Origin of the sequence: Phocaeicola coprocola DSM 17136 (assembly GCF_000154845.1) — a bacterium.
GTDB lineage: Bacteria > Bacteroidota > Bacteroidia > Bacteroidales > Bacteroidaceae > Phocaeicola > Phocaeicola coprocola.
The window spans coordinates 83,741-97,972 of sequence record NZ_DS981460.1 but is presented as its reverse complement, the minus strand read 5'-3'; the positions used below and the strand labels follow the sequence as shown (position 1 = coordinate 97,972).

Sequence of the window (14,232 nt, the reverse complement as noted above, 5' to 3'; positions counted from 1 at the left end):
ATTTATGAAAAAGCTCTTTTTGGCAATGCTAACCTTTATAAGTACGCAGGCTATGGCACAGACTCTGGAAAAAATGCAATGGTTCAATGAACCAGAGCAGTGGGAAATAGCAGATAATGCATTAAGTATGTATGTCACTCCACATAGTGACTATTGGCGCATTTCACATTACGGATTTACTGTCGATGACGCTCCTTTTTATTACAATACGTATGGCGGCGAGTTTGAAGTAAAAGTAAAAATCACAGGCGACTACAAAGTCCGCTTCGACCAAGCAGGTCTGATGCTGCGTATCGACAAGGAAAACTATATCAAGACCGGTATTGAGTTTGTTGACGGAAAATTCAACCTAAGTACAGTTGTTACCCACCATACAAGCGACTGGAGTGTTATTACGCTCGATAAGCCTGTACCCTATATTTGGATAAAGGCAGTCAGACGACTAGATGCCGTAGAAGTGTTCTACTCATTCGATGACAAAACTTATGTTATGATGCGGAATGCCTGGCTGCAAGACAATACACCTGTCAAAGTTGGTCTGATGGGAGCTTGTCCTGACGGTGAAGGATTTAACGTAAAATTCGAACACTTCAAAGTAACCCATCTTCCTGACCAGCGAAGAATGGAATGGCTTAAGAAAAATGCTGAATAAAAAGAATCCTACTTTGTAAAACACAAAGCAGGAGTTTCATATTATCCTCCAGGCGCAGGGCTTTCCAACATAAGTCCTACGCCTTTTATCGTTTTCAATTGCACAGTATTATCGGATGCAAGCAACTTTCGCAAACGTGAAACGAATACATCCAGACTGCGTGATGCAAAATAGTCGTCATCTGTATTCCATAAACGTTCCAAGATAGCTTCACGCTTGACAACCTTATTTTTATTCTCGCATAAAATACACAACAAAGCAGCTTCTCGTTCGGTAAGTGTCTGCTCCTTTCCCTCTGTCTGTTTCAACAAGGCATGGCCGGCTTCAAATATAAAAGAAGTTCCGAGATGGAATATTTCTTCTTCATTTACTGATCTTATTCCTTTTGTCAGCTTCAACAAAGCAAGGATATGTGCATTCAACTCCTCAGCAAGAAAGGGTTTCTTAATATCATTAGTGTCCCGTTAAAATCGGGACGAATTAAATATTAATCAAACAACCCCGGGAAAAGGGGATTTAATTGCTCTTTGACATCATTGAAATTAGTCTTATTGAACAACTCTTGTAAAGGTGTTTTATCCGTTAATGAAATGCTCAAAATCTGTAGGACCTCATAGGTCGAACGGCTTAAGTGCAAATCATGTTGGATAATAGCTACCAAACAATAAGTGATAATAGCCACACTTATCTGAATACGGACTGCGTTTTCTGTGGTGCCCCAGAACCTTTTGATTTTAAGGTGCTGCTTCAACCATTTGAAGAACAGTTCTACAAGCCATCTCTTTTTATAGAGATTAGCTACATCAAGTGCAGATATATGTTTGGCATTTGTCAGGAAGGTAAATTCACGATCATCTTCTTCATCATAGAACCTGATAATCCTGAATGATTCCGGATACTTCTTTTCAGAGGTATATCCTGATAATTTCACTTCAGCATCAGATAGTATATTCTTTGGTAGTCTGCGTTTCCATTTGCAGAACTTAAATTTAAGATTCGACTTGGCTCTTACGACAAAGAAAGAGCCAGTAAGATGAATCCGATATAGTTCCTTAAACGAATCATACGCTCTATCAAAAATATAGTATGCATTTGGTTCATAATGAATTGCAGACATTGCTGTTGAGTCATGTTTTGAAGCTGTGGTTACTGTAAAAAAAGCCGGAACCTGAGCCTCAATGTCATAAAGGACATGTGCCTTGACTCCACCTTTTTTACTTCGAAATTTAGCCCAAGGAAATGTTGCCAAACATAACGGAATGGTGGTTGAATCAAAAGCGTACTTCTTTCCTTCGATATCCAGAATATGAGTAGCTCGTTTATCACTGGCTTCTTTCATCATGAAGAATGCAAAATCTTCAAAGATTCTGTAATCCCTATTTTGGTTAGCTGATGCAAGTGTGGTTTTGGCCAAGGGTTCACGACCCAATCCCAAATGATAACACTTGGCTTGATGTGCTTCCAATGCAACAATCAGGTCGCGTAGGCTCTCACGATTGCTTAGCTGTCCGAACATCATAGCAAGAAGCTGGTTCCAGCAAGTGAAATGTTTGACGTAACGATTTCCATCGTATTTGTCCACGATTCTTCTGAATTTATTGTTGTTCAAAAACTCTACCAATTGAGCGAAAACATATTTGTCTTGATTCATTTGAAGCCATTTGATTTGGTTTCAAAGGTACAATTTCAAATCGTCGCGCTTTACAAATAGAGTATAATAAGCTATATTTCAGTTATTTCAAAGAACTATTTATCCACTTTTACGGGACAGTAATGTCTTAATATAATTATTTACACCTAGCTCATAACCTTTCACTACATCCTTTGGAGAAACACGCCCGGAAGTAAACAGAATAGGTGTTACATCATCCGTTTCACGAATTCGTCTCACCATTTCATATCCATCCATTACCGGCATCTCAATATCGGCAACAATTACATCGGGATGTGTTTCCTTCCATATTCTCAAACCAGCTTCACCGTTATCGGCTGTCATTATCTCGTAACCGCCTATCATATCCTCTAGTCCACCACGTATGATGTAGCACAGATTGGCATCATCTTCTACCAGCAATAGTCGTATCATTGTTCAATTATAATTCATTTATTTGTATTCAAACAAGTTTTATCAATAGCATCTTCTCTATTCGGAAGATATATCGTAAACTCGCTGTACTCTCCTTCAATGCTTTCCAACGTTACTCTGCCGCCATGAACTTCAGCTACACGTAAAACATAATTTAATCCTAAACCGAAACCGGCAGAACCTCCATATCGACTTCTATCCGCAGCCGAAGCACGTTCGTATTTTTCGAATATCTTACTCTGGTCTTTCAGCGGAATACCGAAACCCGTATCGTGTACCTTTATATAATATTCGTTCGAAAGCTTTCCCGACGAAAATGTAATTTCAACCTCATCACCCGAATATTTCACGGCATTGTCAATCAGATTGCTGAGTGCTTCTTTCAAAAACTCCTCATCCGCATAAACAGTATCTGCCTGCAAATTCCATTTATAGACAATATGCTTCACTGCTTTTGCCTTATACTTCTCGGCAAGGTCTTCCAGCATCGAACGAACACAGCACGTATCTTTTTCCAACTTCAACTGATGATTTTCCAGTTTAGAAAGTGTCAATACCTTGTTTGTCAGCGAAAGCAGGTGTTCTCCCTCTTCTTTCAAAATGCGGAAATAACGTGCCTTTTTCTCCGGTTGGGTATCCAGTTTTCCAGTTTCCAGTATCTGAGTACCCATCAATATAGAACTCAAAGGCGTCTTCATATCGTGAATCATAGCATAAGAAAAATCCTCACGTAACTTGGCAATCTTATCTTGACGAACGATAATGCGTATCTGATAAATGATACAAACTATAACCAAGACCATAATCAGCACAGTAGCAAGCAAAAGTAATGTCATTCGCCGGAAAATCACCCGATACGGATTGGTAATAACTCCTTGCAAAAAGCGAGTTCCGTCATGACTGATCGGCAAAGGAGAAGTTCGTAATACACCTTTGCCATGTATATCCAGTTGACTGGAAGACCTCATTACACGACCGGTTGAATCGACAATACACGACGCAACAACAGCAGGGAAGCCAATCGAATCGAGCATGTGCGCATAAATCGAATCCAAATCCACAAACGAAACATCACGATTAAAATCTTTCAGAGCAATTTCCTGAAACGAAACATGCATATAACTCATCAGCCATTGACCGGGGTTAGACATGGTCTCCATATCCTTCTCAGCATCAAAATTAACGTTCATTGTAACGGTGGAGTCTTTCTTTGTCTTAGACACGCGCAGGAAAACCTCCTGTAAAGCTGCTTCGGGAAACAGTTCCTCCCCTTTCATCCGAATACTTTCCTTGGTCAGCTTATATGTGTTGACAAGCCATACGTATTGCAGCTCAACAATAGCAATAAGTCCCACCACAGCAATCCAACGGATATGTTTTATCTCCATAAGTCGTGTATTAACGTAACATTAACCTGCCCTTAACCCAGAAAATCGGTCGGGCCCTTTACTTTCGCACTGTCAAAGATATAGAAAATAACCCAATGCAATTTGATATGAAAATCTATTTTTTAATGAGTATCTTCTTGCTGGCAGGAGGCTCAGGCAGCCTGACAGCACAAACCGTTTCGGGTAAGGTTGTCAATACAGAACAGCAACCGATAGACGGTGCAACTATCATTCTCCAGACTTCGGACTCAACTTTCGTGGATGCAACAATCTCGAATGCCGACGGAAACTTTGTATTCAATCATCAGCCGGAAGCTTATCGACTCATCTTTCAGCATCTATTATATCATACAATAGAGAAAAAAGGCAAAGAAAAAGATGCAGGTATCACGGTACTACAGGCTAAAGACTATGCGCTGGATGAGGTTATTGTACGAGGGGAACGACCGCTGGTCAAAGTAGAAGGCAGCCGCTTGACCTACGATATGCCTCAACTCACTGCCAATAAGCTGGTGACGAATGTGTATGATGCATTAAAACAACTACCGGGCGTAATGGAACAAAATGGAGTGTTGACACTAGCCGGAGCTGGAAGTATCAATATTATTTTGAACGGAAAGCCTACATCTATGAACTACGAACAGCTTGTTACATTATTAAAGGGTATGCCAGCATCACGTGTAGAACGGGCGGAAGTGATGTATAATACTCCCCCGCAATATCATGTGCGCGGTGCAGCAATCAATGTAATACTAAAAGGTTATAAACCGGGAGAAGGAGGATTACAGGGAGAGATAAACGGCAATTATGTACAGGCAAATAAAGCAGGAGAAGAAGGCGGCGTGACATTTGCCTATTTATCTCCCAAACTGGATATAGACTTTATGTACAATCTCAACAATCACTACAACCGTCAAGGTTATAAACTGATTACCCGTCACACGTTGAATGATGAAATACATAACATCAGCCAGTCTACTAACGGAGAAAATCGGCAACTGGTACATACATTCCGGCTTGGAGGAAACTATAAGTTTAATGAACAGAGCCAATTGGGGCTGAGTTATACTTCCAGTCTTAATCCCGATAAACAACAATCGGTTACCTCTTCGGATAATCATTCGACTACCTTCAACCATGCCCCTGCCGAAGAACAGATGCATAACGTAGCTTTAAACTATACTTCCGGCTTCGGTCTGACAGGGGGTGTCGACTATACGTATTTCAGGAATAAAGAGGAACAATCTTTCCGCAGCATAGAAAACAACGGACAGGAAACGACTTTTCTTAGCAACACGGCTCAATATATAAACCAATGGAAAGTATATGTCGACCACAACCATACACTTTCCAATGCGTGGGTACTGAATTACGGAACATCCTTTACATATGTAAACAACCATAATTCGCAAAGATATAATCTTGCAGCGATGAGTGGAATGAACAAAGAAAGCCGAGTTGATGAATATACTTATAATCTATATACCGGTTTCGAAAAGAACTTTGGTAGCCAATGGAGTCTGAATGCATCTGCTTCCATTGAATATTATCAAATGATGAGCTATAAAAAATGGGCAATCTACCCTACTTTGAACTTAAGTTATGTTCTTTCCCCTTCACACATCCTTCAATTTGAACTCAGTTCGAACAAGACTTATCCCGATTATTGGACGTTAAGCGGATCGACCAGTTACCTTAACAATTATCAGGAATCGGCAGGAAATTCATCACTCAAACCTTATACTGACTACTCCGCAGCTTTGACATACATTCTGAAAAGCAAATATATTTTCCAGTTCAGCTATGATTATATCAAAGATTACTTCATGCAAATGATATACCTAGACTCCAGCCGTCTGAAAGCTGTATACAATTATCAGAACTGGGACTATTCAAAAGAGTTTGCCTTTACTTCTGTTATCCTGTTCAAGGCAGGAGAATGGTGGGACAGTCGGCTGATGATATGTCTGTCTTCACTTCATCAACAGGCAAGCAACTATTATGATGCTCCTTTCGACCGTAGAATATGGAATATAGCAGGAAACTGGACCAATACGTTTACACTCAGTAAGCGCCCCAACATCAAAATGGAAATTAGTGCGACCGGTACATCCAAATCCATACAAGGAAGTTATACCATAGCGCCTGCCGCATTCATCCATACAGCCATTCGCTATACCTTTGCAGGAGATAAAGCTATGATTCAGATCAAAGGGAATGATTTATTCAATGGAAGCAACCACCTGACAACGAAAGTCCGCAATGGAAATCAGTATCTAGATATGTATCTGAACAATTATATGCGTAACGTCACCGTATCTTTCAGCTACAAATTTGGAGGATTCAAGAAAAAGGAAGTAAAGGACGTAGATCTTTCTCGTTTCAAGCACTAAAAAATCTATCTGACGAACAGAGAAAGTCCCCTTAATCTTTCCAAGTTACAGGCAAACACTGCAATAACAATTAAGAAAAAAATTATCTAAAAGGATAAAAGAAAAAACAGGCATACAAGTGAAGTTCTCACGAGTATGCCTGTTTTTCTTTTATTTACTATTACTATAAAGAAACTGTATTCATTATCTTTTCCAATGCACCGGCATTATTACGTACATAATCACCGGCATTCTTTCCAGCTTCATGCAGACAGGCCTCATCCGAAAGGAACTTGTTCATCAAACGGTCGAAGTCTTCTTTACCCTGAATTTCGAAACCTCCCTGACAAGCCTTCAGCCCTTGCGCCTCGAGGAACTTATAATTATTCGGGCCGAAAATGACAGGAATACCATATACAGCCGCCTCAAGTGTATTATGAATGCTGACTCCAAAGCCGCCTCCTACATACGAAATTTCTCCATAGCGGTATATTGACGACAACAGCCCGAAACAATCTATAATCAGACAATCAGCCTGTTTGACATTTTCTTCCGTAGCTTGTGTATAGCGTACTACCGGACGTTTCAACTTTCCGATAATTTCCTGCAAATGACTCTCGTCTATTACGTGAGGAGCAATGATCAGTTTCATTTCCGGATGCTCATTAAAATAAGGGATAAAGATATCTTCATCCGGAGCCCATGAACTTCCTGCAACAAAAGTCTTGCGATTATTTCCCTTGAAGCTTTCTACCAACGGTAATTCTTTCGCCTGACTGCAAATTTCCAGTACCCGGTCGAAACGAGTATCTCCTACTACTGTCGTACGAGTCACCCCAATACTTTCCAACAAGCGGACAGATTCTTCATTCTGTACAAAAAGATGGTCGAAACATTTCAAGACATTCTTATAACTTCCTCCATACCAGCGGAAGAAAATCTGCTGAGGACGAAAGATAGAAGAAACACTATATACCGGAATATTACGACGCTTCAGTTCACTCAGATAATTGCACCAGAACTCATACTTGATGAAAAAAGCCATATAAGGATGAGCCAGATCTATAAATTTCTTCACATTACGTGGAGAATCAAGAGGCAGATAACATACTACATCCGCCCCCTTATAATCTTTACGTACCTCATATCCCGAAGGCGAGAAAAACGTTTGCAGAATCTTATATTGCGGATATTGCTTACGAATCTGTTCTATCAGAGGACGTCCTTGCTCAAATTCACCCAGTGAAGCTGCATGAAACCACAAATATTTGGCTTGTGGATCAATCTGTTTCTTCAAGACAGCGAAAGCTTCCTTCTCGCCTTTCACCATCTTGGCTACTTTCTTATTAAAAAGTGCAGCCAGATGGACTGCACTTATATATAAAGCTATAACAAAATTATAAATCATGCCGGTTCTTATTTGAGTACCTCTACTGCACGACGCATACGTCTGACAGTTTCTTCTTTACCTAATACAGCCGAGATATCAAACATGTGAGGACCTTTTCCTTCGCCCACAAGCGTAAGGCGGAAAGCATTCATGATATTTCCCATATGGTAGCCGTGGTCTTCTATCCATTTCATAACCACTTCTTCCTGATGAGCCAGTGAAAAATCGTCGAGTGATTCAAGCAAGTCTGCAAGTTCTGTCATACGAACAGTAGAGTCTTCTTTCCAGCGTTTCTTTACAGTCTTTTCATCATATTCTGTAGGAGCTACGAAGAAGAACTTGCAAGTATCCCACAATTCCTTGATAAAGCTGACACGACCTTTCATCAGACCTACTACGGTTACAACTGTTTCCATAGGAGCTTCGATGCCATGTTCTTTCAAGATAGGCATAAACAAGCCTGCAATTTCCTCATCACTCTTCATCAGGATATATTCATGATTGAACCATTTACCCTTTTCATAATCGAACTTAGCTCCTGCTTTGCTACAACGATGCAAATCGAACAACTTAACCAGTTCGTCCAGTGACATGATTTCCTGATCATTTCCCGGATTCCATCCCAGCAAAGCCAGGAAGTTAATCACAGCTTCAGGCAAATATCCAGACTCACGGTATCCAGAAGAAACCTCACCAGTCTTCGGATCATGCCATTCCAACGGGAATACAGGGAATCCCAGACGGTCACCGTCACGCTTACTCAATTTTCCGTTTCCATCCGGTTTCAACAACAATGGCAAGTGAGCAAATTCAGGCATTGTATCTTCCCAACCGAATGCACGATACAACAAGACATGCAACGGAGCAGAAGGCAACCATTCTTCACCACGAATTACATGAGATACTTCCATCAAATGGTCATCAACAATGTTTGCCAAATGGTAAGTAGGCAATTCGTCGGCTGACTTATACAGTACTTTATCATCCAATATAGAAGAGTTGATTACAACTTCTCCACGAATGATATCGTGTACATGCACATCTTCATTCGGTTCTATTTTGAAACGTACTACATACTGTGTTCCTTCGGCAATCAGCTTATCAACTTCTTCCTTCGGCATCGTAAGCGAGTTACGCATAGAATTACGTGTAGAAGCATCGTACTGGAAATTCGGAACTTCCTTACGCTTGGCCTCCAGTTCTTCCGGTGTATCGAAAGCAATATAAGCTTTACCGTTATCAAGCAATACGTTTACATATTTCTTATAAATATCACGACGTTCAGACTGACGGTACGGACCGTAATTTCCGCCAAAGCTTACACCCTCATCGAACTTAATGCCTAACCATTTAAAAGATTCGATAATATATTCTTCTGCCCCCGGAACAAAACGGTTTGAGTCTGTATCCTCAATACGGAAAATCAAATCTCCGCCGTGCTGGCGTGCAAAGAGATAATTATACAAGGCAGTGCGCACACCACCGATATGCAATGCACCAGTCGGACTCGGTGCAAAACGAACTCTAACTTTTCTTTCTGCCATAGTGGTCTTTATCTAAAAATACGCTGCAAAATTAAGCTAAATTTCCCGTTTTTTTCTTATTTTGCACGCAAAATATCCTAACACATGAAAAGTTTCCAAGCAGAAAGACAGTTTTCATACAAGAAATTACTGTATCAATGCGCCATTTTCCTGGCAGCAGTTGCCGTCATTGTCTATTTCTTACCAAAGGAAGGTACATTCAACTATCAATTTGATATTAACAAGCCATGGAAATACGGTTTGTTACAGGCATCATTCGATTTTCCTATATACAAGGGAGACGAAGAGGTCCGCCGGGAACAAGACAGCATCATGACCAATTATCACCCCTACTTCCTTCTGTCGGAAAATACAGGTGAAAAAGCAATCAGCCAGTTTAAAAGTGATTACAACCGGAGCTTACGCAAGATAATTCCTGACCCTACATATTCGCATCATATCGAACGAATACTGAAAAACGTATACGAGAAAGGAATTATTCCAGTAGAACAGCTGGGGAACTTGCGCAAAGACAGCATGCGCAGTATTCATATCATCAATAAAAACACTTCTATCCTACAAAGTGTAAGCGAACTGTATACCACTAAGAGAGCCTACGAGGAACTGATTTATTCTGATACGTTACATTACAACAAGACACTATTGCAACGCTGTAATCTGAATAATTACCTAACTCCTAATCTCATGTATGACTCGGAGAAATCGGAAGCTGCAAAAAAAGATATCCTCTCCGGAGTATCTTGGGCTAAAGGGTTTGTAATGAACGGACAGAAAATAATCGACCGCGGCGAGATCATCGACCAGCGTACATTCGATATCTTGAGATCACTCCAAAAAGAATGGGACAAACGAGGCGAAACTATTACAGAAAAACGTCTGACTTTATTCGGACAGATTCTGTTTGTATCTATTCTTATAGGATGCTTCATGACCTATCTGGCACTGTTCCGCCGAGATTATTACCAAAAGAAAGGTAGTCTGGGGTTATTGTTCTTTCTTATTATATTCTTCCCCGTCATATCAGCTATCATGGTAGCTCATGCTTTCATGAGTGTATATATAGTGCCATTCACCATGCTTCCCATGATCATACGGATCTTCCTTGATTCACGTACGGCTTTCATGGCACATATTGTATCAATCCTGCTTTGCTCCATCTGCCTGCGAACCCCACATGAGTTTATCTTATTGCAGACAATAACCGGTATGGCCAGCATCTACAGCCTTCGCGAACTGTCTCAACGCTCACAATTGTTACGCAGCGCCCTGATTGTCGTAATAACATATACCATACTCTATTTTGCACTCGACCTGATACACGTGAACGATATTGCGCAGCTTAACACATATATGTATGTCAACTTTATCATAAACGGTATTTTGCTGCTATTTACTTATCCGTTATTGTTTATTTTGGAAAAGACTTTCGGATTTACTTCGAATGTAACCCTGGTGGAACTTTCCAACATCAACAACAAGCTGATGCGTGAGATGTCGGAAGTTGCTCCCGGAACATTCCAGCATTCTCTGCAACTTGCCAACCTGACTGCCGCCGCAGCCAACCGCATTGGCGCCAACAGCCAGCTGGTGCGTACCGGTGCCATGTATCATGACATCGGAAAGATGCTGAACCCCGCTTTCTTTACCGAGAACCAGACAGGAGTAAATCCACATGACCAGTTGAACTATAAACAAAGCGCACAAATCGTCATAAATCATGTAACAGACGGTATGAAGCTGGCTGAAAAAAATGACCTGCCCCAAGTAATCAAAGACTTTATCTGCACCCATCATGGTCAAGGACTTACAAAGTATTTCTATATATCCTATCAGAATGAGCATCCCGATGAAGAAGTGGATAAAGAAGCATTCCAATATCCAGGCCCCAATCCGTTTACCAAAGAACAAGCTATCCTGATGATGGCCGACTCAGTAGAAGCAGCTTCAAGAAGCTTAAAGGAATATACTGAAGAAAGTATTTCCGGACTTGTCGACAAGATCATAGACAGCCAGGTACAAGAAGAATACTTCAAGGAATGTCCGATAACATTTAAAGATATTGCTACAGTAAAAAGTGTCTTTAAAGAAAAGCTGAAAACTATGTACCATACCCGTATCAGCTATCCGGAACTGAAGAAATAAAAGGCATTGCACAAAAAAGACCAAGGAAAGAACAATTTTTATTATCTGTATAGGCACTTCTTTGATAATTTTGAGATGTAAAACCTAAACACATACAGATATGAAAAATACTTTCTTCAAAGCAAGCGGCAGAAATCTTCTGACGTGTGCTATTTGTGCACTAATGGCAATGCCGGCATCTTCCCAACAAGCACTTTCCCTCAAGGATTATGAATATACAACCAGAGAATGGAAACGAATTGTAAGAAACAGTCCGGACAGTTTTTTCACAACCGATGAAGCAAAGCGGATTGCCGATAATGTGCTGGCTTTTCAACGTACAACAGGAGGATGGCCTAAGAACATTCCTATTCACCGCCCGCTGGGTGGAGAGCTTCCTATCGTATTAGGAGATAAAGACAGGCGCAATGACTCCACAACCGACAATGACGCTACCATTCTGGAATTGACTTATCTGGCAAGACTTTATCAACAATCTCCCGAAGAACGTTATAAGGAAGCCTTTCTTAAAGGAGTGGAGTTTATCTTAAGCGGGCAGTATGACAACGGAGGATGGCCACAGTTCTGGCCTGAACATAGGGGATATCAAGTATATATTACATACAACGATGATGCCATGGTACAGACAATGGAAATCATCCGAAACCTTCGTGACGGAAAAGCTCCCTTCGATATACTGGTAAACGATGAAATGAAAGCACGTCTGTCCGCCGCTTTCGATAAAGGGATAGAATGTATTCTGAATACTCAAATCAGAGTAAATGGTAAACCGACCATATGGTGTCAGCAACACGACAACATAACCTTAAAACCAGCTCCGGCCCGAACATTCGAATTGCCTTCCTTCTGCACGGCAGAAAGCTGCTCACTGGTTCACCTGCTAATGGAACTCCCCGATCCGGACGAACGGGTAAAGGCAGCAGTCAATGGCGCAATGGAGTGGCTTGATTTACATAAATTATATGGCATACGTGTTGAGCGGTTCATGACTCCTGAAGGCAAGCGTGACACACACGTAGTGAAAGACGAAAAGGCCGGACCTGTATGGGCACGTTTTTACGACCTGAAAAACGAAGAACCGCTATTCTGCGACCGTGATGGAGTTCCCCGTAAATCATTTTCTGAACTTGGATATGAGCGTCGAAATGGTTACAGCTGGTACAATCAGGCTCCCGAATCACTCAATGAAGAATATCAGCACTGGAAAGAAAAATATATGTGATTTACACATACAACCAGTTCTTTAAGTGCAAGTAAAAAGCAAGTCTAATCAGCTCCTCTCCTAACTCTATTATTTTTTGTACAAATTTTCAAAAAACATCGAGAAAAGTTCAGGAAAATATGCTGATATTTCCGACAAAATATGCTGATGTTTTTCTTATACGCCGATATACATTGGTTATCAATTATTTACAAGAAGCAGTATATCGGCGTAAAGAAAAATATAAACTGGATATCTTACAATCATCAATCAGAGTTCTTGAGTCAAGCTATCGAGCAAACCTCCGCAAGCATCTTCCAGTATGTCAAGTACATTTTCAAATCCTTGAGCCCCGCCATAATAAGGATCAGGAACGTAGTCGACTACCTTCACCCGACAATAGTCGGTCATCCGGCCTATTTTCCGTTCCGTTTCCACATCAGGAGCTTTCTCCTTCAAGGCATCAATATTGCGGTCATCCATACCCAAAATCAAATCGAACTCATAAAAATCATCAGTACGGACAGGACGTGAACGGTGAGTAATGTTATACCCCCGGCGAATAGCATGTGCACGCATCCGGTCGTCGGCAAGTTCTCCTTGATGATAACTGCTGATTCCCGCTGAATCTACTTCTATCTCCTTTTCCAGTCCCGCACGTTTGATATACGTACGCATAATTTCTTCTGCCGACGATGAACGGCATATATTCCCAAGACAAACAAACAAGATTCTTTTCATACTCCGATACCTAAATATTTTTTAAACTTGCTTACGCTAGTATTCATAATCAACTCTTCCGGGAACTCAGTTTCATTTACCAGCTCCAATGCATAATCGTAGGTGGCAATATCAAACGAGATATGTGCATCACTACCCAAAATCACCGGAACATCATAGCGACGGCATAACTTCAGTATTTCCAGATTATTGCTCCGGGCGTCAACTTTGCCCCGACAGGGTTTCAGTGATGAATTATTTATCTCAAGCAACGTATGATGCTCCTTTGCCGCAAGTACAATAGGCTCGAAGTTCAACTTTGCAGTCCCGTCACCCGGATGACTAATGATATGAATATATGGATTAGACACAACCTGAACCATACCATGTGTATTCTCTTCGGGTGTCCCCCACTTATAACAAAGTGAATGAATACCGGCAATACGCAAGTCAAGAATCTTCAAATAAAACTCATCCAGATCGAGATTGCCTTCGCTGTCGAGAATATTAATTTCTGCTCCCAACAAAAGTTCTATTCCATACATCTGGCGCGGAACCACATGCAGGTTACGGAAATAAATCGGATCGCATGTACCCGGTATACCCGGTGAATGTTCAGTAATCCCTAATAATTTCAATCCCTTACCAGCTGCAGCCTGTGCCATTTCCTGCATGGAGCTAAAAGCATGACCGCTTGCTACGGTATGCGTATGTACATCCAGTTCTATTTTCATACG

The 14,232-nt window shown here is 41.0% G+C and carries 10 protein-coding genes and 2 pseudogenes; 4 read left to right on the top strand and 8 right to left on the bottom strand.

What is annotated here, in order from left to right:
* The first annotated feature begins 4 nt into the window (after window positions 1–4).
* Window positions 5–652 (top strand): DUF1349 domain-containing protein, encoded by a 648-nt coding sequence (locus BACCOP_RS06130; protein ID WP_007567310.1) that lies wholly within the window; start codon window positions 5–7, stop codon window positions 650–652.
* Between the two features lie 41 nt (window positions 653–693).
* Here BACCOP_RS06130 and BACCOP_RS06125 read toward each other — a convergent pair.
* The 4 genes and pseudogenes from BACCOP_RS06125 to BACCOP_RS06110 form a co-directional block, all read right to left on the bottom strand.
* Window positions 694–1,107, bottom strand: a pseudogene (locus BACCOP_RS06125) (helix-turn-helix domain-containing protein); the annotation flags it as partial.
* A gap of 32 nt (window positions 1,108–1,139) precedes the next feature.
* Window positions 1,140–2,303: an IS4 family transposase gene (locus BACCOP_RS06120; RefSeq protein ID WP_007564783.1), complete on the bottom strand. Its 1,164-nt coding sequence runs from the start codon at window positions 2,301–2,303 to the stop codon at window positions 1,140–1,142.
* A 126-nt stretch (window positions 2,304–2,429) separates the two neighbouring features.
* Window positions 2,430–2,738, bottom strand: a pseudogene (locus BACCOP_RS06115) (response regulator transcription factor); the annotation flags it as partial.
* Between the two features lie 14 nt (window positions 2,739–2,752).
* A complete protein-coding gene (locus BACCOP_RS06110; RefSeq protein ID WP_007567307.1) occupies window positions 2,753–4,126 on the bottom strand; it encodes a sensor histidine kinase in 1,374 nt (457 codons plus the stop codon).
* A 107-nt stretch (window positions 4,127–4,233) separates the two neighbouring features.
* Between BACCOP_RS06110 and BACCOP_RS06105 the strand changes: the two genes are divergently transcribed.
* Window positions 4,234–6,519 (top strand): outer membrane beta-barrel family protein, encoded by a 2,286-nt coding sequence (locus BACCOP_RS06105; protein WP_040311881.1) that lies wholly within the window; start codon window positions 4,234–4,236, stop codon window positions 6,517–6,519.
* Window positions 6,520–6,682: 163 nt separating this feature from the next.
* Here the strand turns inward: BACCOP_RS06105 and BACCOP_RS06100 are convergent, their stop codons facing one another.
* Both BACCOP_RS06100 and gltX read right to left on the bottom strand, forming a co-directional pair.
* Window positions 6,683–7,906 carry a 3-deoxy-D-manno-octulosonic acid transferase gene (locus tag BACCOP_RS06100; protein WP_007567305.1) on the bottom strand — a complete coding sequence of 408 codons (1,224 nt, stop codon included), beginning with the start codon at window positions 7,904–7,906 and terminating at the stop codon, window positions 6,683–6,685.
* A gap of 8 nt (window positions 7,907–7,914) precedes the next feature.
* The gene (gltX, locus tag BACCOP_RS06095; protein ID WP_007567304.1) at window positions 7,915–9,432 is read right to left on the bottom strand and encodes a glutamate--tRNA ligase; all 1,518 of its coding nucleotides are present in this window, start codon (window positions 9,430–9,432) and stop codon (window positions 7,915–7,917) included.
* 84 nt (window positions 9,433–9,516) lie between these two features.
* Between gltX and BACCOP_RS06090 the strand changes: the two genes are divergently transcribed.
* Window positions 9,517–11,574 (top strand): HD family phosphohydrolase, encoded by a 2,058-nt coding sequence (locus BACCOP_RS06090; protein WP_007567302.1) that lies wholly within the window; start codon window positions 9,517–9,519, stop codon window positions 11,572–11,574.
* Between the two features lie 100 nt (window positions 11,575–11,674).
* Window positions 11,675–12,796 carry a pectate lyase gene (pelA, locus tag BACCOP_RS06085; protein ID WP_007567300.1) on the top strand — a complete coding sequence of 374 codons (1,122 nt, stop codon included), beginning with the start codon at window positions 11,675–11,677 and terminating at the stop codon, window positions 12,794–12,796.
* Between the two features lie 249 nt (window positions 12,797–13,045).
* Here the strand turns inward: pelA and BACCOP_RS06080 are convergent, their stop codons facing one another.
* Entirely contained in the window at window positions 13,046–13,516 is a 471-nt protein-coding gene (locus tag BACCOP_RS06080) for a low molecular weight protein-tyrosine-phosphatase (RefSeq protein WP_007567298.1), read from the bottom strand.
* Window positions 13,513–14,229, bottom strand: coding sequence for a phosphatase (locus tag BACCOP_RS06075; protein WP_007567296.1), 717 nt, complete (start codon window positions 14,227–14,229; stop codon window positions 13,513–13,515). The genes BACCOP_RS06080 and BACCOP_RS06075 overlap by 4 nt, the downstream gene beginning before the upstream one ends.
* Window positions 14,230–14,232 lie beyond the last annotated feature (3 nt).